Annotated in this window: 24 protein-coding genes; 19 read left to right on the top strand and 5 right to left on the bottom strand. The window is 55.4% G+C overall.

From position 1 onward, the window contains the following. Nucleotides 1–305 precede the first annotated feature (305 nt). From AC3EMD_RS03845 to ruvX, 7 genes are all read left to right on the top strand, one after another. Nucleotides 306–1,700, top strand: coding sequence for a sugar porter family MFS transporter (locus AC3EMD_RS03845; RefSeq protein ID WP_008806458.1), 1,395 nt, complete (start codon nt 306–308; stop codon nt 1,698–1,700). Between the two features lie 77 nt (nt 1,701–1,777). Next, the gene (locus AC3EMD_RS03840; RefSeq protein ID WP_302073940.1) at nt 1,778–2,278 is read left to right on the top strand and encodes a SprT family zinc-dependent metalloprotease; all 501 of its coding nucleotides are present in this window, start codon (nt 1,778–1,780) and stop codon (nt 2,276–2,278) included. Between the two features lie 94 nt (nt 2,279–2,372). Next, on the top strand, nt 2,373–3,080 hold the full coding sequence (gene endA, locus AC3EMD_RS03835; RefSeq protein WP_008806460.1) for a deoxyribonuclease I: 708 nt from the start codon (nt 2,373–2,375) through the stop codon (nt 3,078–3,080). 91 nt (nt 3,081–3,171) lie between these two features. Continuing rightward, nucleotides 3,172–3,903, top strand: a complete 732-nt coding sequence (gene rsmE / locus AC3EMD_RS03830; RefSeq protein ID WP_023323263.1) for a 16S rRNA (uracil(1498)-N(3))-methyltransferase — start codon at nt 3,172–3,174, stop codon at nt 3,901–3,903. Between the two features lie 20 nt (nt 3,904–3,923). Next, nucleotides 3,924–4,874: a glutathione synthase gene (gene gshB, locus AC3EMD_RS03825; RefSeq protein ID WP_008806462.1), complete on the top strand. Its 951-nt coding sequence runs from the start codon at nt 3,924–3,926 to the stop codon at nt 4,872–4,874. Nucleotides 4,875–5,048: 174 nt separating this feature from the next. Then, a complete protein-coding gene (locus tag AC3EMD_RS03820; protein WP_012540566.1) occupies nt 5,049–5,612 on the top strand; it encodes a YqgE/AlgH family protein in 564 nt (187 codons plus the stop codon). After that, nucleotides 5,612–6,028, top strand: coding sequence for a Holliday junction resolvase RuvX (gene ruvX, locus AC3EMD_RS03815; protein ID WP_012540565.1), 417 nt, complete (start codon nt 5,612–5,614; stop codon nt 6,026–6,028). Before AC3EMD_RS03820 ends, ruvX begins: the two co-directional genes overlap by 1 nt. 52 nt (nt 6,029–6,080) lie before the next feature. On the opposite strand, the gene AC3EMD_RS03810 is transcribed toward ruvX, so the two are convergent. Together AC3EMD_RS03810 and AC3EMD_RS03805 are read right to left on the bottom strand one after the other, a co-directional pair. Beyond that, complete coding sequence (locus tag AC3EMD_RS03810) at nt 6,081–6,734, bottom strand: LuxR C-terminal-related transcriptional regulator (protein WP_008806465.1); 654 nt, start codon at nt 6,732–6,734, stop codon at nt 6,081–6,083. 348 nt (nt 6,735–7,082) lie between these two features. Further along, nucleotides 7,083–8,063 carry a type IV pilus twitching motility protein PilT gene (locus AC3EMD_RS03805; protein WP_012540564.1) on the bottom strand — a complete coding sequence of 327 codons (981 nt, stop codon included), beginning with the start codon at nt 8,061–8,063 and terminating at the stop codon, nt 7,083–7,085. Between the two features lie 16 nt (nt 8,064–8,079). Between AC3EMD_RS03805 and AC3EMD_RS03800 the strand changes: the two genes are divergently transcribed. The 8 genes from AC3EMD_RS03800 (at nt 8,080) to AC3EMD_RS03765 (ending at nt 14,533) form a co-directional block, all read left to right on the top strand. Then, nucleotides 8,080–8,781 carry a YggS family pyridoxal phosphate-dependent enzyme gene (locus AC3EMD_RS03800; protein WP_302073939.1) on the top strand — a complete coding sequence of 234 codons (702 nt, stop codon included), beginning with the start codon at nt 8,080–8,082 and terminating at the stop codon, nt 8,779–8,781. Between the two features lie 20 nt (nt 8,782–8,801). Continuing rightward, nucleotides 8,802–9,368, top strand: a complete 567-nt coding sequence (locus AC3EMD_RS03795) for a YggT family protein (protein ID WP_004205182.1) — start codon at nt 8,802–8,804, stop codon at nt 9,366–9,368. Beyond that, nucleotides 9,365–9,655: a DUF167 family protein YggU gene (gene yggU, locus AC3EMD_RS03790; RefSeq protein WP_002916614.1), complete on the top strand. Its 291-nt coding sequence runs from the start codon at nt 9,365–9,367 to the stop codon at nt 9,653–9,655. The genes AC3EMD_RS03795 and yggU overlap by 4 nt, the downstream gene beginning before the upstream one ends. A gap of 12 nt (nt 9,656–9,667) precedes the next feature. Continuing rightward, the gene (locus AC3EMD_RS03785) at nt 9,668–10,261 is read left to right on the top strand and encodes an XTP/dITP diphosphatase (RefSeq protein WP_012540562.1); all 594 of its coding nucleotides are present in this window, start codon (nt 9,668–9,670) and stop codon (nt 10,259–10,261) included. Beyond that, nucleotides 10,254–11,390 (top strand): radical SAM family heme chaperone HemW, encoded by a 1,137-nt coding sequence (hemW, locus tag AC3EMD_RS03780; protein WP_101824654.1) that lies wholly within the window; start codon nt 10,254–10,256, stop codon nt 11,388–11,390. Before AC3EMD_RS03785 ends, hemW begins: the two co-directional genes overlap by 8 nt. Nucleotides 11,391–11,695: 305 nt before the next feature. Beyond that, the gene (locus tag AC3EMD_RS03775; RefSeq protein ID WP_302073938.1) at nt 11,696–12,682 is read left to right on the top strand and encodes a TRAP transporter substrate-binding protein; all 987 of its coding nucleotides are present in this window, start codon (nt 11,696–11,698) and stop codon (nt 12,680–12,682) included. 46 nt (nt 12,683–12,728) lie between these two features. Then, nucleotides 12,729–13,232, top strand: coding sequence for a TRAP transporter small permease (locus AC3EMD_RS03770; RefSeq protein ID WP_032731249.1), 504 nt, complete (start codon nt 12,729–12,731; stop codon nt 13,230–13,232). Beyond that, nucleotides 13,232–14,533 (top strand): TRAP transporter large permease, encoded by a 1,302-nt coding sequence (locus tag AC3EMD_RS03765; RefSeq protein WP_302073937.1) that lies wholly within the window; start codon nt 13,232–13,234, stop codon nt 14,531–14,533. The genes AC3EMD_RS03770 and AC3EMD_RS03765 overlap by 1 nt, the downstream gene beginning before the upstream one ends. A 47-nt stretch (nt 14,534–14,580) precedes the next feature. On the opposite strand, the gene AC3EMD_RS03760 is transcribed toward AC3EMD_RS03765, so the two are convergent. The 3 genes from AC3EMD_RS03760 to trmB are packed head-to-tail and all read right to left on the bottom strand — an operon-like array spanning nt 14,581 to nt 16,396. Beyond that, nucleotides 14,581–15,300, bottom strand: a complete 720-nt coding sequence (locus AC3EMD_RS03760; protein WP_012540560.1) for a YggN family protein — start codon at nt 15,298–15,300, stop codon at nt 14,581–14,583. A gap of 50 nt (nt 15,301–15,350) precedes the next feature. Continuing rightward, nucleotides 15,351–15,677, bottom strand: coding sequence for a YggL family protein (locus tag AC3EMD_RS03755; RefSeq protein WP_012967224.1), 327 nt, complete (start codon nt 15,675–15,677; stop codon nt 15,351–15,353). Next, nucleotides 15,677–16,396 carry a tRNA (guanosine(46)-N7)-methyltransferase TrmB gene (gene trmB, locus AC3EMD_RS03750; protein WP_004205192.1) on the bottom strand — a complete coding sequence of 240 codons (720 nt, stop codon included), beginning with the start codon at nt 16,394–16,396 and terminating at the stop codon, nt 15,677–15,679. The genes AC3EMD_RS03755 and trmB overlap by 1 nt, the downstream gene beginning before the upstream one ends. Nucleotides 16,397–16,532: 136 nt before the next feature. Here trmB and mutY point away from each other — a divergent pair, with 136 nt between their 5' ends. The 4 genes from mutY to AC3EMD_RS03730 all read left to right on the top strand — a co-directional run bounded on the left by mutY (nt 16,533) and on the right by AC3EMD_RS03730 (nt 20,471). Beyond that, entirely contained in the window at nt 16,533–17,591 is a 1,059-nt protein-coding gene (mutY, locus tag AC3EMD_RS03745; RefSeq protein ID WP_008806473.1) for an A/G-specific adenine glycosylase, read from the top strand. Nucleotides 17,592–17,619: 28 nt separating this feature from the next. Continuing rightward, nucleotides 17,620–17,895: an oxidative damage protection protein gene (locus AC3EMD_RS03740; protein ID WP_046621684.1), complete on the top strand. Its 276-nt coding sequence runs from the start codon at nt 17,620–17,622 to the stop codon at nt 17,893–17,895. Between the two features lie 48 nt (nt 17,896–17,943). Beyond that, on the top strand, nt 17,944–19,026 hold the full coding sequence (gene mltC / locus AC3EMD_RS03735; RefSeq protein WP_012540557.1) for a membrane-bound lytic murein transglycosylase MltC: 1,083 nt from the start codon (nt 17,944–17,946) through the stop codon (nt 19,024–19,026). A 191-nt stretch (nt 19,027–19,217) separates the two neighbouring features. After that, nucleotides 19,218–20,471 (top strand): nucleoside permease, encoded by a 1,254-nt coding sequence (locus tag AC3EMD_RS03730; protein WP_064160611.1) that lies wholly within the window; start codon nt 19,218–19,220, stop codon nt 20,469–20,471. The last annotated feature ends 9 nt before the right edge of the window (nt 20,472–20,480 follow it).

The raw sequence follows: 20,480 nt of genomic DNA, 5'->3' as shown, positions 1-20,480 counted from the left end.
TTCAGCGAAACGCGGTAACGCGATGAAAGCGATTACATTATGATGACTACCCCTTTGTTTCCATAACAGGCATAGCATGCGGGTATTTTTCACAATGTTACATATTGTTTCGGTCAACTCCGATTACCGTTTTTCAAAATGTCGACTATCCTTGTATATACTGCTGATTTAAAAAGCATTTAATGGATTACGTTTCTTTACCTTTGTGTAAACGATTACACAGCCGTGACTATAATCACGTTTTTTTACCGTCGAGTGTCCTACCCTAACCATCGACAGAATCAATAACTCAACTGGAGGGCGTTATGCCTGACAACAAAAAACAAGGGCGTTCGAACAAGACTATGACGTTCTTCGTCTGTTTCCTCGCCGCGCTGGCTGGCCTGCTGTTCGGCCTTGATATCGGTGTTATTGCGGGTGCCTTACCCTTTATTGCCAATGAGTTCCAGATTTCAGCCCACACCCAGGAGTGGGTGGTCAGCTCCATGATGTTCGGGGCTGCCGTCGGTGCGGTCGGCAGCGGCTGGCTCTCCTTCAAACTGGGCCGTAAAAAAAGCCTGATGATCGGCGCCATCCTCTTTGTCGCCGGCTCTCTGTTCTCCGCTGCCGCGCCAAACGTCGAGATCCTGCTGGTTTCCCGCGTGCTGCTGGGCCTGGCGGTGGGCGTCGCTTCATACACGGCTCCGCTGTATCTGTCGGAAATCGCGCCAGAGAAAATCCGCGGCAGTATGATTTCGATGTACCAGCTGATGATCACCATCGGGATCCTCGGCGCCTATCTCTCTGACACCGCTTTCAGCTACAGCGGCGCGTGGCGCTGGATGCTCGGCGTGATCATTATTCCGGCGGTATTGCTGCTGATCGGCGTTATCTTCCTGCCGGACAGCCCGCGCTGGTTCGCCGCCAAACGTCGCTTCGTCGATGCCGAACGCGTGCTGCTGCGCCTGCGCGATACCAGCGCCGAAGCGAAACGTGAGCTCGACGAAATCCGCGAAAGCCTGAAAGTGAAACAGTCCGGCTGGTCGCTGTTCAAAGACAACAGTAACTTCCGCCGCGCGGTGTTCCTCGGTATTCTGCTGCAGGTGATGCAGCAGTTCACCGGCATGAACGTCATCATGTACTACGCACCGAAGATTTTTGAACTGGCGGGCTATGCCAACACCACCGAGCAGATGTGGGGGACGGTGATCGTCGGTCTGACCAACGTGCTGGCCACCTTTATCGCTATCGGTCTGGTCGACCGCTGGGGCCGTAAACCAACGCTAATCCTCGGCTTTATCGTGATGGCCGCGGGCATGGGCGTGCTGGGTAGCATGATGCACATCGGCATTCACTCCTCTACCGCGCAGTACATCGCCGTCCTGATGCTGCTGATGTTCATCGTCGGTTTCGCCATGAGCGCCGGTCCGCTGATTTGGGTACTGTGTTCCGAAATCCAGCCGCTGAAAGGCCGCGACTTCGGCATCACCTGCTCCACAGCGACCAACTGGATTGCCAATATGATTGTCGGCGCCACCTTCCTGACCATGCTCAACTCGCTGGGCAGCGCCAATACCTTCTGGGTGTACGGCGGTCTGAACGTGCTGTTTATCCTGCTGACTATCTGGCTGATTCCGGAAACCAAAAACGTCTCGCTGGAACATATTGAACGTAACCTGATGCAGGGTCGTCCGCTGCGTGAAATCGGCGCCCGCGACTAACCCGCCTGAGCTTCCTCCCCTCCCGGGAGGAAGCTTCCTCTTGCTCTCCCCCGCTCGTCGCACTATCCTCTGGCGCTATGAAAACACCCCGTATTCCCATCGCTATTCAGCAGGCCGTGATGCGCAGCCTGCGGGAGCATCTCGCCAAAGCGAACCTCAAACTGGAACGCCGCTACGCTGAGCCGACGCTGGTCTACCAGCAGCGCGGTACCTCCGCCGGCACCGCCTGGCTGGAGAAAAACGAAATTCGTTTAAATCCGGTGCTGCTGCTGGAAAATCAGCAGGAGTTTATCGATGAAGTGGTGCCGCACGAGCTGGCGCACCTGCTGGTCTGGCAGCACTTTGGCCGCGTCGCGCCGCACGGTAAAGAGTGGAAATGGATGATGGAGAACGTCCTTGGCGTTCCCGCGCGTCGCACCCACCGTTTTGAACTCGATTCGGTCCGCCAGAACACCTTCCGCTACCGCTGTCGCTGTCAGCAGCATCAGCTCACCGTCCGTCGCCATAACCGGGTGGTGCGCGGCGAGGCCACCTACCGCTGCGTTCACTGCGGCGATCTGCTGGTGGCTGAAAAATAACCATCAGAATTTATTAGAAACTTTCTGATCTGACTGATTGCATCCAGCACCCTCATTCGCTACGTTGCGGGCTCGTTTTGACACGGAGTTAACGATGTCCCGTATGCATATTTTAGCCGTTGCGGTATTGAGCACGGCAGTCAGTGGCCCGCTCGCGGCCGCCGGTATTAATAGTTTTTCCCAGGCCAAGGCCGCTGGCGTCAAAGTGAACGCCGACGTTCCGGGCGACTTTTATTGCGGCTGTAAAATCGACTGGCAGGGTAAAAAAGGCGTTATCGATCTGGAATCTTGCGGCTATAAAGTGCGTAAAAATGAGAACCGCGCCAGCCGGGTTGAATGGGAACACGTGGTGCCGGCGTGGCAGTTCGGCCATCAGCGCCAGTGCTGGCAGGAAGGCGGGCGGCAAAACTGCGCCAAAGATCCGGAGTACCGCAAGATGGAAAGCGATATGCACAACCTGCAGCCGGCGGTAGGGGAAGTCAATGGCGATCGCGGCAACTTTATGTACAGCCAGTGGAACGGCGGTGAAGGCCAGTACGGCCAGTGCACCATGAAGGTCGATTTTAAAGATAAAGTCGCCGAGCCCCCTGCCCGCGCCCGCGGCGCTATCGCCCGCACCTACTTCTATATGCGCGACCGCTACCAGCTGAATCTTTCCCGCCAGCAAACTCAATTGTTTACCGCCTGGGATAAACAGTACCCGGTCACCGCCTGGGAATGTGAGCGCGATGAGCGCATCGCGAAAGTGCAGGGCAACCATAATCCGTATGTCCAGCAGGCTTGCCAGGCGCAAAAGAGCTAACCTACACTAGCGGCAATTGTTAATTTGCAGCCCTGTGCTTCCCGCCCGGTGGCGGGAAGCAGGCATCTGCGCAACGAACGGAATATCAAGCATGCGCATTCCTCGCATCCATCATCCAGAACGCCTCACTGTCGGCAGCCAGATTGCGCTGAGCGATGACGCGGCCAACCACGTCGGTCGCGTCCTGCGCATGACCGCCGGTCAGCACTTACAGCTTTTTGACGGCAGTAACCAGGTGTTTGACGCCGTCATCACTGAGGCCGGCAAGAAAAATGTCACGGTTGAAGTGCTCAGCGGCGAACCCGACGATCGTGAATCGCCGCTGCATATTCACTTAGGCCAGGTGATGTCGCGCGGTGAAAAAATGGAATTTACTATCCAGAAATCGATCGAACTCGGGGTAAGCCTCATAACGCCACTGTTTTCCGAGCGCTGCGGCGTTAAACTGGACGCCGAACGTTTGCAGAAGAAGATCCAGCAGTGGCAGAAAATCGCTATTGCCGCCTGCGAACAGAGCGGTCGTAATGTGGTACCGGAAATACGTCCGGCCATGCAGCTGGAAGAGTGGTGCGCCGAGCAGGACAGCGGGCTGAAGCTCAACCTGCACCCGCGCGCCAGCGCCAGCATTAATACGCTGCCGCTACCGGTTGAACGCGTCCGTTTGCTGATTGGTCCGGAAGGTGGGCTATCGGCAGAAGAGATAGCGATGACCGCGCAATACCAGTTTACTGATATCCTGTTGGGACCGCGCGTTCTGCGTACAGAGACTACTGCGCTCACCGCCATCACCGCCCTGCAGGTGCGTTTTGGCGACTTAGGTTGAGGCGTTAACGGAGAAGAACCATGATCAAGCTCGGCATCGTGATGGATCCCATCGCAACCATCAACATCAAGAAAGACACCAGCTTCGCTATGTTGCTGGAAGCGCAACGTCGCGGCTATGAACTCCATTATATGGAGATGAACGACCTCTATTTGATCAACGGCGAAGCCCGCGCCCGTACGCGCACGCTGAGCGTCGAACAGAACTACGATAAATGGTATGACTTCACCGGTGAGCAGGATCTGCCGCTGGCCGATCTTGACGTTATTTTGATGCGTAAAGATCCGCCGTTCGATACCGAATTTATTTATGCCACCTACATCCTGGAGCGGGCGGAAGAGAAAGGCACGCTTATCGTCAACAAGCCGCAGAGCCTGCGCGACTGTAACGAGAAACTGTTCACCGCCTGGTTCTCAGAACTGACGCCGGAAACGCTGGTCACCCGCAATAAAGCCCAGCTGAAGGCCTTCTGGGAAAAACACGGCGATATCATCATGAAACCGCTCGACGGCATGGGCGGCGCCTCTATTTTCCGCGTCAAAGCCGGCGATCCGAACCTTGGCGTGATCACGGAGACCCTGACCGAGCTCGGCAGCCGCTACTGCATGGCGCAGAACTATCTGCCCGCCATTAAAGACGGCGACAAGCGCGTGCTGGTGGTGGACGGCGAGCCGGTGCCTTACTGCCTGGCGCGTATTCCGCAGGGCGGCGAGACCCGCGGCAACCTGGCCGCCGGCGGCCGTGGCGAAGCTCGCCCGTTGACCGAAAGCGACTGGGAAATTGCCCGCCGCGTCGGCCCGACGCTGAAAGCCAAAGGTCTTATCTTCGTCGGCCTGGATATCATCGGCGACCGTCTGACGGAAATTAACGTCACCAGCCCCACCTGCGTGCGTGAGATTGAAGCCGCCTTCCCGGATATTTCGATCACCGGCATGCTGATGGACGCTATCGAAAGACGTATCACCAAATAAACACCAGGGCGGATAAACGTCCGCTCATGGCGCAGCGAGCGCGGTTGACCGCGCTCGTGAAACGCCGCCAGCCAGGCGCCACTCGGGCGCCAGCCAGATAAAGTGCATCGACACTATTCTACTTTGCCCGCATACTGGGTGTTGCTTTTTGAACCAGGAACAGAACCTCTGACAATGAATTTACAGCATCACTTTCTGATTGCCATGCCTGCGCTTCAGGACCCGATTTTCCGCCGCTCCGTGGTCTATATCTGCGAGTATAACGACGAGGGAGCCATGGGCATTATTATCAATAAGCCGCTGGAAAATCTGCAGGTGGAAGGGATCCTTGAGAAGCTCAAGATTGTTCCGGAGCCGCGCAATCCGGAGATCCGTCTGGATAAACCAGTGATGCTGGGCGGCCCGCTGGCGGAAGACCGCGGCTTTATTCTGCATACCCCGCCCTCGGACTTCTCCTCGAGTATCCGCATTTCGGATAACACAGTAGTCACCACCTCGCGGGATGTTCTTGAAACCTTAGGTACCGACAGACAGCCGGGCAACGTACTGGTTGCGCTGGGCTACTCCTCATGGGAGAAAGGACAACTGGAGCAGGAGATTTTAGATAATGCCTGGCTCACCGCCCCTGCCGACCAGAATATTCTCTTCCGCACGCCCATCGCCGATCGCTGGCGCGAGGCGGCTAAACTGATTGGTATCGACATTGTGACGATGCCTGGCGTCGCGGGGCATGCATGATGAGCGGAACCTTTCTCGGCTTTGATTTCGGCACCAAAAGCATCGGCGTGGCGGTGGGGCAACGCATCACCGCAACCGCGCGACCGTTACCGGCGCTGAAGGCGCAGGACGGTAAACCGGACTGGAATGTCATCGAAAAACTGCTCAAAGAGTGGCAGCCTGAGGCGGTGATCGTTGGCCTGCCGCTGAATATGGACGGCACCGAGCAACCGCTGACGGCGCGCGCGCGGAATTTCGCTAATAAAATTCATGGCCGCTTTGGCGTCGCGATCGTCCTTCACGATGAACGTCTGAGTACGGTGGAGGCTCGGGCAGGCTTATTTGAACACGGCGGCTACCGCGCGCTGAATAAAGGCAGCGTTGATTCGGCCTCAGCCGTGGTCATTCTGGAAAGCTACTTCGAGCAGAGCTTTTAGGCTCTGCTCTCCTGCGCCGCCGGCAAATGGCTGACGGCGCGCTTCCGACCGCTTAGTGGCGCAGATGTTCGTTCGCCCAGCTCACCGCTTGAGTGCGATTCTTCACGCTCAGTTTACGAAACACATTGTACAGGTGCGTACGCACCGTGTTCTCGCTGATAAACAGGGCACGGGCAATATCCAGATTCGTCGCCCCACAGCGCAGCTCGTTGAGGATCTCACATTCCCGCTCGGTGAGTGGCGAGTTCTCAACGGGCGCCGATGCATGGTCCGCAGCGTACATCGCCGGGTGCATCACGCTCAATTCAGCCGTCTGTTCGCCGTTCAGTACGGCCTTAACGCCCTCAATTAAGCGCGATTCATCATCGTCATGGCGGAACACGCCATATAAAGCCGGCCACTGCGCCATTTCGTATAACTCATACTTTTGTGCGCTATTAATAATCAACAAACGAGGATTATCTGCCTGCAGTCGAATAATGTCTCGCCATACCCCATTTAATTTCTTATTTGACACTGCGATATCAAATAATATTACAGAATCTTTCGCCAGGCGCTGCGCCAGTGGTTTATTAATATTTTGTAAAACCACTGATGCCATCAGGGTTTCGCTCAGATAGCTGGCAAAAGCTTTGCTCTGAATTGACGGATGGGTAATAAATGTGACCTGACGAGAAGATGATGAATTTCCATTTAAATTAATCACTTAAAACTCTCCTTAGCTGCTACCCACCGCCATGGTGGTTAAATGAATAAAAAAATATACAAACAGTCGTGAATTTATAAATAGCCTTGGCAATTTACAAATTGAAACGTTATTCCATGAGAATCATCCTATTCCCGTAAACAGCATAAATCGAATACCTCAAAGCTGTCAAAAGGTAATCAAACTTTTTTCCTGGAAATGCGTATTCACTGTCGACATATCGCAACTGAATGTGTTATTTGAATTTATTCAGAATGGTTATTTGTATTACCAAATAATATAAATAAACAGCCATCAAACATTCAGTTAACATATCATTTAACCCGCCCTGTCTGCTTCACGCTGCTCTTACAGCTCGCCTGCGGCGACACGTTGCTGAAAACTCTGCGTAAATGTCAGCATTCCGGCCTGCATCCCGGTCTGCATTATGCCGGGCAACTGATGCACTTTTCCTTCACGGATCAAGTTAGCTACTGCGGGGGTATTGACCAAAAGCTCGTATAGCGCAACTCTGCCGCCCTGACGTGCAGGCAACAATTTTTGCGCCAGCACCGCGCACAGGCTTCCGGCCAGCTGACTACGAACCTGATCTTTCTCCTCTGCCGGAAAGACATCGATCAATCTCTCCACCGCCGGCGCCGCGCCGCGGGTATGTAATGTCGCCATTACCAGATGTCCGGTCTCCGCAGCCGTTAACGCCAGACGAATGGTTTCGCTGTCGCGTAGCTCCCCGAGCAGGATCACATCCGGATCCTGGCGCAGCGCCACGCGGAGCGCCGCGGCGAACGAAGGACAATGACGGCCAATCTCCCGCTGCTGGATCAGGCAGCGCTCGCTGTGATGGATAAACTCCACCGGGTCCTCCAGGGTCAGAATATGGCCATCAAGACGCTGGTTGAGATGCCCCACCATCGCCGCCAGGGTGGTCGACTTGCCGCTGCCCGTCGCTCCGGTGACCAACAGCAAACCACTCTCTTCCGCCAGCAGCTCGCTCAGCGCAGGCGGGGCGCCCAGCGTCTCCAGACGCGGGCACTGTTCAGGCAGAAGGCGTAGCACCAGCGATATTCCACGCGTATGGGCGAAAGCGCTGGCGCGCAGCCGCAAACCGCAGGCCAGGGTCAGCGCAAAGTCAATCTGTCCCTGTTCCTGCCAATGCTGTAACTGTGCGGCATCAAGCCAGCAGTTGAGTAAATCCGGGATATCCGGCGCGGGAAACGGGGCGGGCTCCAGCTTGCCCTGCCGCCGCCAGCGCGGTGCGGCGGAATTGCACAGGTGTAGATCGGAGACATTATGCTTTACACTAAGGGCTACGATTTCTTCCAGCTTCATAACTCATCCTCGGAATATGAACGATATTGCGCATAACCTGGCACAGGTCCGGGACAAAATCTCCGGTGCCGCCGCTCGTTGCGGGCGTGCGCCAGAAGAAGTGACATTGCTTGCAGTGAGTAAAACAAAACCTGCGAGCGCGATCGAAGAAGCCATCGCGGCAGGCCAGCGGGCATTTGGTGAAAACTACGTCCAGGAGGGCGTGGAGAAGATTAACCATTTCCAGCAGGCCGGCATCAGTGGACTACAGTGGCACTTTATTGGCCTCCTGCAGTCCAACAAAAGCCGGTTGGTGGCAGAGCATTTTGACTGGTGCCACACCGTCGATCGGCTGAAAATCGCCACCCGACTGAACGAACAGCGCCCGGCGCATCTGCCGCCGCTGAAGGTGCTGATTCAAATCAACATTAGCGATGAGCAGAGCAAATCCGGCATCCCGCTGGAAGCGCTCGATGGATTAGCGGCAGAGATCGCTGAGTTACCTCATCTGGAGCTGCGCGGTCTGATGGCCATCCCCGCGCCTGAGTCAGAATATGTAAGGCAGTTTGCCGTCGCCCAGCAAATGGCGGTAGCATTTGCGCGATTAAAAACGCGGTACCCCACGGTCGATACGTTGTCTCTGGGAATGTCGGACGATATGGAAGCCGCAATCGCGGCGGGAAGCACGATGGTGCGCATCGGTACAGCTATTTTTGGTGCGCGCGACTATAGCAAATAATAAGGAATCTGAGGAACGCCATGAAGACGTTGACTTTCCTGCTTTCAACGGTCATTGAGCTTTACACGATGGTCGTGTTGTTACGCGTCTGGATGCAGTGGGCGCGCTGCGACTTTTACAACCCGTTTTCGCAGTTTGTGGTGAAGGCCACGCAGCCGATTGTCGGGCCGCTGCGCCGGATTATCCCGGCGATGGGGCCGATTGACAGCGCCTCGCTGCTGGTGGCATTTATTCTCTGCGTCATCAAAGCGATCGTGCTGTTTATGGTGATCACTTTCCAGCCGATCATCTGGATCTCCGCCCTGCTTATTCTGCTGAAAACCATCGGCTCGTTGATCTTCTGGGTGCTGCTGTTGATGGCGATCATGAGCTGGGTCAGCCAGGGCCGCAGCCCGGTAGAGTATGTGCTGATGCAGCTGGCGGACCCGCTGCTGCGCCCTATCCGCAACCTGCTGCCGTCGATGGGCGGTATCGATTTCTCACCGATGGTACTGGTGCTGCTGCTGTACGTGATTAATATGGGCGTCGCCGAAGTGCTGCAGGCCACCGGTAACGTGCTGCTGCCGGGGCTGTGGATGGCGCTATGAGTGCCGTTGAAACCTGTGCTGACGGGCTGGTGCTGAGGCTGTACATTCAGCCGAAGGCCAGCCGCGATAGCATCGTGGGCGTACATGGCGACGAGCTCAAAGTCGCCATTACCGCCCCGCCCGTTGATGGCCAGGCCAATGCCCACCTGGTGAAATTTCTCGCCAAACAGTTCCGCGTCGCCAAAAGCCAGGTACTGATTGAAAAAGGCGAGCTGGGTCGCCATAAGCAAGTTAAAATCATCGCCCCACAACAGATCCCGACTGCGGTCGCGGCGCTAACTGAATAAACAGGATTCATCATGCAAAAAGTCGTCCTCGCGACCGGCAACGCCGGTAAAGTGCGCGAACTGGCCTCGCTGCTGGAAGATTTTGGTCTCGATATCGTCGCTCAGACCGAGCTGGGCGTGGACTCTGCGGAAGAGACCGGCCTGACCTTTATTGAAAACGCGATTCTGAAAGCGCGTCATGCGGCACAGATCACCGGCCTGCCGGCCATCGCCGACGATTCCGGTCTGGCCGTCGATGCGCTTGGCGGCGCACCGGGTATTTACTCCGCCCGCTATTCCGGCGTCGACGCCACCGACCAGCAGAATCTTGAGAAGCTGCTCGACGCGTTAAAGGACGTGCCGGACGACCAGCGTCAGGCGCAGTTCCACTGCGTGCTGGTCTATCTGCGCCATGCCGAGGATCCCACGCCGCTGGTGTGCCACGGCAGCTGGCCTGGGGTAATCACCCGACAAGCCGCCGGTACGGGTGGCTTCGGCTACGACCCGATATTCTTCGTCCCGTCCGAAGGGAAAACCGCGGCCGAACTGAGCCGTGAAGAAAAGAGTGCGATTTCCCATCGTGGGCAAGCGCTAAAACTGTTACTGGAAGCATTACGTAATGGCTAATTTGCCGCCGCTGAGTCTCTATATTCATATTCCCTGGTGCGTGCAGAAATGCCCGTACTGCGACTTTAATTCGCATGCGCTGAAAGGCGAGGTGCCGCATGACGATTACGTCCAGCATCTGCTAAACGACCTGCAGGCCGATGCGCAATATGCCCAGGGACGGGAAATAGGCACTATTTTTATCGGCGGCGGTACGCCAAGCCTGCTGTCCGGCCCGGCCATGCAAACCCTGCTGGATGGCGTCCGCGCCTGCCTGCCGCTGGCAGCCGGGGCGGAAATCACCATGGAAGCCAACCCGGGCACCGTGGAGGCCGATCGCTTCGTTGATTACCAGCGCGCCGGGGTGAACCGTATCTCCATCGGCGTACAAAGCTTTAGCGAACCGAAGCTGCAGCGCCTGGGGCGGATCCACGGTCCGGAGGAGGCCAAGCGCGCAGCACGTCTCGCCAGCGGCCTCGGCCTGCGCAGCTTCAATCTCGACCTGATGCACGGTCTGCCGGACCAGTCGCTGGAGGAGGCGCTGGACGATCTGCGTCAGGCGATTGCCCTCAACCCGCCGCACCTGTCGTGGTACCAGCTGACCATTGAGCCGAACACCTTGTTCGGCTCCCGGCCGCCGGTGCTGCCGGATGACGACGCGCTATGGGATATTTTCGAGCAGGGACATCAATTGCTAAGCGCCGCTGGCTATCAGCAGTACGAGACGTCCGCCTACGCTAAACCGGGCTTCCAGTGTCAGCATAATCTCAACTACTGGCGCTTTGGCGACTACCTCGGCATCGGCTGCGGCGCGCACGGTAAGATAACCTTCCCTGACGGACGCATTCTGCGGACCGCCAAAACCCGCCACCCGCGCGGGTATATGGAAGGCCGTTACCTCGAGCGTCAGCATGATGTGGAAGAGGCAGATAAACCGTTTGAGTTCTTTATGAACCGTTTCCGCCTGCTGGAGGCCGCGCCGCGCGCGGAATTCCGCCGCTATACCGGTCTTGAGGAAGCGGCGATCCGCCCGCAGCTGGACGCGGCGATAGCCCAGGGCTATCTGCAGGAAGACGAGCAGAACTGGCAGATTACCGAGCACGGTAAGCTGTTTTTGAATTCCCTGCTCGAACTCTTCCTTAACGAATAAATATCACCCTTGTCCTTCCCTTTATCGTTTTAACGGGAAGGACAATAGTTCGAATTTATCGAAATATCAACCTCGTCATTCCCGAACCATTCTTTTAAAATATTTCATCATCTAATTAATTCACTTTTATTTATAGAAACCAAATATAATTGAAGCCATAAAAGCCGTTATTTCAGTGCCTCATTGAGAAAAAGTGTGAGTCAGGCAGCTTAAAGATGTACGACAACAAGGATAATATGTCATACAGAAACAAAGCATGACGCTTAAGATATTGACCAATTACCACAAGTGCATGGAGCCAACTCATGAAAAAATACGCTTTTTCTCGTTCTCTAATAGCAATATCTTTGCTTGCTCTATTCTCTTCAGGAGCCAGCGCAGCTGAAAAAATCACGTTAAAACTGGCACATAACCTTGAACGCAGTCACGCGGTGCATCAGGCGTTTGAAGAGATGGCCAAAGAGGTAAACCAACTTTCTAACGGTAATATGAAGATTCGTATTTACCCCAGTAGCCAGATGGGCAGCGCACGCGAAACGATGGAGTTATTACAAAATGGCGCGCTGGATTTGACCAAAGGTTCCGCCAGCGATCTGGAGTCATTTGATAATATCTACGCGATATATAATTTACCGTTCCTGTTTAACGATCAAAATCATTTCAATAAGGTGGTCTTCGGGGAAGTGGGCAAGGAAATAATGGATTCGACGAAAGAGAAAGGATTCTTTGCCCTTTCCGCTTATGTCGCCGGAACCCGAAGTTTTTATGCCAAAAAGCCCATCACCAAACCGGAGGATTTAAAAGGACTGAAGATCCGCGTGCAGGCCAGCCCGACAACATTAAAAATGATTGAATTAATGGGCGGCTCCCCGACGCCAATCTCCTTTGGTGAAGTTTACACCGCCATGCAGCAAGGGGTGGTGGACGGTGCGGAAAATAACGTTCCCTCCTGGGTGCAGACTCGCCATATCGAAATCGCGAAAGTGTTCTCTGAAGATGAACATGCCTCCATCCCTGACTTCCTCGTGATCTCCAGCAAAACCTGGGACAAACTGACGCCGGGACAGCAGCAAATTCTGGTCAAAGCGGCCAAAGCCTCAGAGGTATATCAGCAACAGCTGTGGCAGAAGATCGACGCAGATACCCGCGCTCAGGCCAAAGCACTGGGGGGCGAAATTATCAAAGTGGATAAAGCACCGTTCCGTGCCGCCGTGCAGCCGCTATTTGATGACTTTAAGAAAGATCCAAAACAGGCCGCTCTGCTGGCCAAATTTGACGCTGCCGCTGAATAACCTTTAACGGGCCAGCCGCTGGCCCGCTTTCACCAGGAAATCAATGATGATACTTAACCGCATAAAGCTGGCGGTGGACCGCACCATCGCCGCATTCTCTGTCGTCGTAATGATTGCGCTGGTTTTCTGCGTCGTCTGGCAGGTGTTCAGCCGCTACGTGCTCAACCAGCCTAGCACCCTGACCGATGAACTGGCGCGTTTCTTAATGATCTGGGTCGGGCTACTGGGTGCGGCCTATACCGTCGGCGCCCAGCGTCATCTGGCGATCGATTTACTTACGCTGATGCTCTCTTCCCGCAAGCAGGCACTGCTCAGCGTCATTATCAATCTGCTTATCTTTCTGTTTGCTGGCTCAGTGATTGTTACCGGCGGCGTAAAACTGATTGAAAAAACGCTGTCGACCGCCCAGGTCTCAGCCGCAATGCAGATCCCGATGGGCTATGTGTATCTGATCCTGCCGCTCACCGGCATCATGATGATGTTTTACGCGTTGTGTTTTATCAGCAACGGTCTAAAAAACATGAAACATTCAGAAGCAGGAGCAAATTAATGGATAGCTATATTGCACTGACGCTGTTTGGCTCGTTCTTTATTCTGGTCTTTATTGGCGTACCTATCTCTTTTTCCATCGGTCTTGCTACCGTCGGCTCAATGCTGCTGATGTTTCCCTGGGATATCGCGGTGATTACCGTTGCTCAGCGCCTGGCGAACGGACTCGATAACTTCGCGCTGCTGGCTATCCCCTTCTTTATCTTTGCCGGTACCCTGATGAACAGCGGGGGAATTGCTATACGCCTCATCAATCTGGCGCAGGTGATGGTTGGGCGGGTACCCGGATCGTTGGGACACGTCAACGTGCTGGCCAATATGATGTTCGGCTCGATCTCCGGTTCGGCGGTCGCTGCCGCCGCTGCGGTAGGGGGGACGCTCAATCCCATTCAGACGCAGAAAGGCTACGATCCGGCATTCTCCACGGCGGTAAACGTTTCATCCTGCATCACGGGCCTGCTCATTCCGCCATCAAACGTGCTGATCGTCTTTTCTCTGACGGCCGGCGGCGTCTCGGTCGCCTCGCTGTTTATGGCCGGTTATTTGCCGGGCATTCTGATGGGTCTGTCCATCATGCTGGTCTGCGCTGGTATCGCTAAACACCGCGGATATCCGGTTTCCGAGCGCCCGACCTGCGCCCAGGCGGCAAAGGCTTTTTTCGACGCCCTGCCCAGCCTGCTGCTGGTCATTATTGTCATGGGCGGGATCCTCGGCGGTATTTTCACCGCCACTGAAGCTTCCGCCATCGCCGTGGTCTACACCTTTATCCTCTCAGTGCTGATTTATCGGGAAGTCAAATGGCGCGACCTGCCAAAGCTGATCCTTGAATCGGTGGTGATGACGTCTATCGTCCTTCTGCTGATCGGTTTTTCCGTCGGCATGTCGTGGGCAATGACCAATGCCGATATTCCCTACATGATAAGCGATGCGCTCATGGGGTTTTCTGAAAATCCGCTGGTGATCCTGCTGCTGATTAACATCGTGCTGTTAATCGTCGGTATCTTTATGGATATGACCCCAGCAGTACTGATTTTTACGCCAATATTTCTCCCCATCGCTGAGGATTTAGGCATGAACCCGGTCCATTTTGGCATCATGATGGTCGCCAATCTGTGCATCGGCCTGCTGACCCCGCCGGTAGGCAGCGCGCTGTTTGTCGGCTGCTCCATTTCAGGGGTTAAAATTCAGCAGCTCATCAAACCGCTGCTGCCGTTCTACGCCGCCCTGCTGATCGCGCTGACGATGATTGTTTATATCCCGCAGATCTCACTGTTTATTCCACAGCTGCTGGGGCTGATGTGATCGACTGAGCCTAACCGCTACCTGCAGGCGCAGGTAGCGAAATCAACTTACTTTAACGAGCCAACCAGCGATTTCCGGCTATCCTCCAGCGAGACAACCCGGCTGCAGACGTCCTTACCAAACTGCTGGAAATCGGCCTCCTGGTTTTTCCATTCATCCTGAATGGCCGTTTGCAGGCCGCCGAGGCTGCCGAGAATGCCCTGCAGCGGGTTGCCGCCGCCTTTGAGCACTGCTTTCGCGCCCATCTCGTTAATACTGTCCTGCAGAATGCCGCCCATCGCCTGATTCACCAGCTGCTGACCATCGGCACGTACCTGGTCGATAGCTTTATAGTGGAAGGTCAGGCCATCGCTGCGGCGCTCAATGATGCGGTTCATCTGTTCTTTCAGCTGCGCATCCAGCTTGGTCAGGCGACCATGCATGCTGCTGTTGGCGCCAACCTGTTCGGTAATGATTTTATCCAGCGCCTTGCGGCCTTTTTCGACTCGCGAGCGCGCGCCTTCGTCAATCCACGGCAGGCTGCTGCGCAGACTGGCCTGATAATCCTGCGCCTGCTCGCGCTGGGCGGCGCTCAGAGTATAGGCTTTACCGTTAAAGGTCAGGTTGCCGTCCGGCTTTATCACCAGATTGCCGTTTTCCCCTTTCACCTGCACCTGCTGCGGGCTGAGGATCACATCGTCACGCGGCGTGACGCTACACTGGTAGTCCGCATGGGCAGACAAAGCGGTGACGGAGAGCGCCACCGCCAGCAGCGTTTTACGCATCATAAAACTCCCTTAAGACAAAACGGGCCGGCAGTTGCCGACCCTTGTCAAACTTAGTCCCACCAGACGTCAAAAAGTTCGCTGGTGCGCACATCCTCTAACTTACGCGCTTCCAGCCATTGGCGTACGATGGCCTGATGCTCTTCGGTGCACTTACCGATCTCCTGCATGCAGATGAGCCCTTCCCAGGAGAGATAGCCGCTACCGTCGAAGGCCAGCTTGTTCGGCTCAATCACCTCTTCGATCAGATCGTTGACCGTCTGGTCGATCTGCTCTTCGGTGGTCCCTTCCGGGAAACGCCAGGCGACGGAGAAGCCTAACTCCTGAAACTCGTCGATATGCATTTTTTTACGCAGACGACGGCTACGATTCTTGGCCATTATTTCACCCTCTCGAACATTAAGTCCCATACGCCGTGGCCGAGACGATGGCCACGCTGTTCAAATTTGGTTACCGGGCGCGATTCCGGGCGCGGTACGTAATCGTTGCTTGCCGACTGGTTACGATAGCCTTCCAGCGAGGACATCACTTCCAGCATATGCACGGCATAGGCTTCCCAGTCGGTCGCCATATGGAAGACGCCGCCGAGTTTCAGTTTGCTTTTTACCAGCTCGGCGAAAGGCGGCTGCACGATACGACGTTTATTATGACGCGCTTTATGCCACGGGTCAGGGAAAAACAGCTGCACCATATTCAGTGAGTTATCCGGGATCATGGTATGCAGCACTTCCACCGCATCGTGACACATCACGCGCAGATTTTGCACACCTTCTTCTTCAGCAGAAGCCAGACAGGCGCCAACGCCCGGGGAGTGCACTTCAATGCCGAGGAAATTCTGTTCCGGTTTGGCTTTCGCCATCGCCACCAGCGAAGCCCCCATGCCGAAACCAATTTCTAGTGTGACCGGCGCTTCGCGGCCAAACAGGGCAGCGAAATCGAGTGGCGCATCGTTGAATTCAACGCCCATCACCGGCCAAATGTTATCCAGCGCATGCTGCTGCCCTTTCGTCAGGCGCCCCTGGCGACGGACGAAGCTACGAATACGGCGCAGCGGGCGACCGTTTTCATCGAATTCCGGAGAAATGACGTCGTTTTTCATAAAAGTTAAGTCTGCTAGTGAAAGTGTTCGGAAAACGGGCATTATCCAAAGTTACCCGGCGGATGCAAGGGTTTACAGCCACTCGCCCTTGTGCTGCAATCTGCCACCCTGTAATCGCGATCCCGGAGCCATAGCTTTGACTTTTCTCGCCGCGCAATTTTCAGCCCAGGTCCTGGACTGGTACGACAAATACGGGCGTAAAACCCTGCCCTGGCAAATCGCCAAGACGCCCTACAAAGTATGGCTCTCCGAAGTGATGTTGCAACAAACCCAGGTGACCACGGTAATCCCGTATTTTGAACGCTTTATGGCGCGTTTCCCAACGGTGGTTGATTTAGCCAACGCGCCGCTGGATGAGGTGCTGCATCTGTGGACCGGCCTTGGCTACTACGCGCGGGCGCGCAATTTACATAAAGCCGCCCAGCAGGTGGCGACACAGCATGGCGGCATCTTCCCGCAATCCTTTGAGGAAGTGGCCGCGCTGCCCGGCGTCGGGCGTTCAACGGCAGGGGCGATTTTGTCGCTTTCGCTCGGTCAGCATTATCCGATTCTCGACGGCAACGTGAAGCGCGTGCTCGCCCGCTGCTATGCTGTCAGCGGCTGGCCGGGAAAAAAAGAGGTCGAAAAACGGCTGTGGGATATCAGCGAAGAGGTGACCCCGGCGCAAGGGGTAGAACGCTTCAACCAGGCGATGATGGATCTCGGGGCGATGGTTTGCACCCGCTCGAAGCCGAAGTGCGAGCTGTGCCCGTTGAGCAATGGCTGCGTGGCCTACGCGAATCATTCATGGGCGGAATATCCGGGCAAAAAACCGAAGCAGACCATCCCGGAACGCACCGGCTATTTCCTGCTGATGCAGCACGGCGACGAGGTGTTTCTCTCCCAGCGTCCGCCGGTGGGTTTGTGGGGCGGACTATTCTGTTTTCCGCAGTTTGCAGACGAAGCGGAGCTGCGCGAGTGGCTGGCGCAGCGTCAGATAAAGGCCGATAATCTGACGCAATTAACCGCCTTTCGCCACACTTTCAGCCATTTCCACCTGGATATTGTGCCGATGTGGCTTACAGTGCACTCATCTGGCGCATGCATGGATGAAGGCAACGCACTCTGGTATAACTTAGCGCAGCCGCCGTCGGTCGGACTGGCGGCCCCCGTGGAGCGCTTGTTGCAACAGTTAAAAGCCGGAACGCCGGTATAAATTTTTCGGCTATCAAAGAGGAGTGATTATGAGCAGAACCATTTTTTGTACTTTCCTGCAGCGTGAAGCGAACGGCCAGGATTTCCAGCTCTATCCGGGCGAACTCGGGAAGCGCATTTACAACGAAATCTCCAAAGAAGCCTGGGCGCAGTGGCAGCACAAGCAGACCATGCTGATCAACGAGAAAAAACTCAGCATGATGAACCCGGAGCACCGCAAGCTGCTGGAGCAGGAGATGGTGCAGTTCCTGTTTGAAGGGAAAGACGTGCATATCGAAGGCTACACGCCGCCGGAAAAACAGTAAGGGCCCTGCGGCCTTTTAAAAACAAACACAACACGCACGCCCGGAATGATGAAAAAATACTTAGCGCTCGCGCTGATTGCGCCGTTGCTCGTTTCGTGTTCCAGCTCCAATAAAAAAGGCACCGAATACAACGAGGCCTGGGTCAAGGACACGAACGGATTCGATATCCTGATGGGCCAGTTTGCCCATAACATCGAGAACATTTGGGGGTATAACGAAGTCCTGCTCGCCGGGCCGAAGGACTACGTTAAATATACCGATCAATATCAAACCCGCAGCCACATCAACTTTGATGCCGGGACGATCACCGTCGAGACCATCGCGGGCACCGATCCGCGCGGACGACTGCGCCAGGCGATCATCAAAACGCTGCTGATGGGCGATGACCCCAACTCCATTGACCTCTATTCCGACGTCGATGATATTCAGATCTCCAAAGAGCCGTTCCTCTATGGTCAGGTGGTGGATAACACCGGCGCGTCGATTCGCTGGGAGTGGCGCGCCGCGCGCTACGCCGATTATTTGCTGCAAACCCGCCTCAAGAGCCGCAACAATGGCCTGCGCGTGATCTACAGCATCACCATTAACCTGGTACCAAACCACCTCGACAAACGTGCGCATAAATACCTCGGCATGGTGCGCCAGGCCTCGCGTAAATACGGCGTTGATGAGTCGCTGATCCTTGCGATTATGCAAACAGAATCATCGTTTAACCCCTATGCGGTGAGCCACGCGGATGCCATGGGGCTGATGCAGGTCGTCCAGCACAGCGCGGGGAAAGACGTCTTCCGTTCGCAGGGCAAATCCGGCCTGCCGAGCCGCAGCTATCTGTTTGACCCGGCGAATAACATCGATACCGGCACCGCTTATCTGGCGATGCTGAACAATGTTTATCTCGCCGGCATCGATAACCCCACCTCGCGTCGCTACGCGGTGATCACCGCCTATAACGGCGGCGCCGGCAGCGTACTGCGCGTGTTCTCCAGCGATAAAGTCCAGGCGGCGAACATCATTAACAGCATGGCGCCAGGCGACGTCTACCAGACGCTCACCACCCGCCATCCGTCGGCCGAATCGCGCCGGTATCTGTATAAAGTTAACACTGCGCAGAAAAGCTATCGCCGCAAATAACCCCCCTCTCTTACAGGCCCGGACATCGCACTGGGCCTCTCTTTTTTATAGGACATACTTCGTAATATCTTTTCGATTTTCTGCGGCAGTTAACAGAAGCTTCTCACCCCTGAATGATAGAATCGCATCAAAATAACGGTGGTTATGTTATTTAATAAACATAACAAGCCCACATTCGTGAGGATAAATACATGAATCTTAAGCTGCAGCTAAAAATACTGTCGTTCCTGCAGTTCTGCCTTTGGGGGAGCTGGCTGACCACGCTCGGCTCTTACATGTTTGTCACGCTGAAGTTTGACGGCGCGGCAATCGGCGCAGTGTATAGCTCGCTCGGCATCGCCGCCGTCCTGATGCCAACGCTGCTCGGCATCGTCGCCGATAAATGGATCAGCGCCAAATGGGTATACGCCATCTGCCACCTGGTCGGCGCGTTAACGCTGTATCTGGCGGCGCAGGTCACCACGCCGGGCGAGATGTTCCTTGTGATCCTCCTCAACTCGCTGGCCTATATGCCGACGCTGGGGCTGATTAACACCATCTCTTACTATCGCCTGCAGTCGGCGGGGCTGGATATCGTCACCGATTTCCCGCCAATTCGTATCTGGGGCACCATCGGCTTTATCCTCGCCATGTGGGGCGTCAGCTTCTCGGGCTTCGAACTGAGCCATATGCAGTTGTACATTGGCGCGACGCTGTCGGTCTTGCTGGCGCTGTTCACCCTGACGCTGCCGCATATTCCGGTCGCCAACGCCCAGCGCAATCAAAGCTGGACGGAGATGCTGGGGCTTAACGCCTTTGCGCTGTTTAAAAACAAGCGCATGGCTATCTTCTTTATCTTCTCGATGATGCTCGGTGCCGAACTGCAAATCACCAATATGTTCGGCAACACCTTCCTGCATAGCTTCGATAAAGATCCGCTGTTTGCCGGCAGCTTTATCGTCGAGCACGCGTCAGTGCTGATGTCGATTTCGCAGATCTCCGAAACGCTGTTTATCCTGACCATCCCGTTCTTCCTTAGCCGCTACGGCATTAAGAACGTGATGCTAATTAGTATCGTGGCGTGGATGCTGCGCTTCGGCCTGTTCGCCTTTGGCGACCCGACACCGTTCGGCACTGTACTGCTGGTGCTGTCGATGATCGTCTACGGCTGCGCCTTCGACTTCTTCAACATCTCCGGTTCGGTGTTCGTTGAGAAAGAGGTTCGTCCGGAAATCCGCGCCAGCGCCCAGGGGATGTTCCTGATGATGACCAACGGCTTCGGCTGTATTCTTGGCGGGATGGTGAGCGGCAAAGTGGTTGAGCACTTTACCGTCGAGGGGATCACTGACTGGCAGAGCGTGTGGCTGATTTTCGCCGGCTATTCGCTGGTGCTGGCCTTTGCCTTCGTGGCGCTGTTCAAATACAAACACGTCAGACAACCGACCGCCGCCCAGCAGAGCGTGTGATCGGCAAAA

Source organism: Klebsiella sp. PK18 (assembly GCF_057784655.1).
This window is presented reverse-complemented; position numbering and strand designations above follow the sequence as displayed.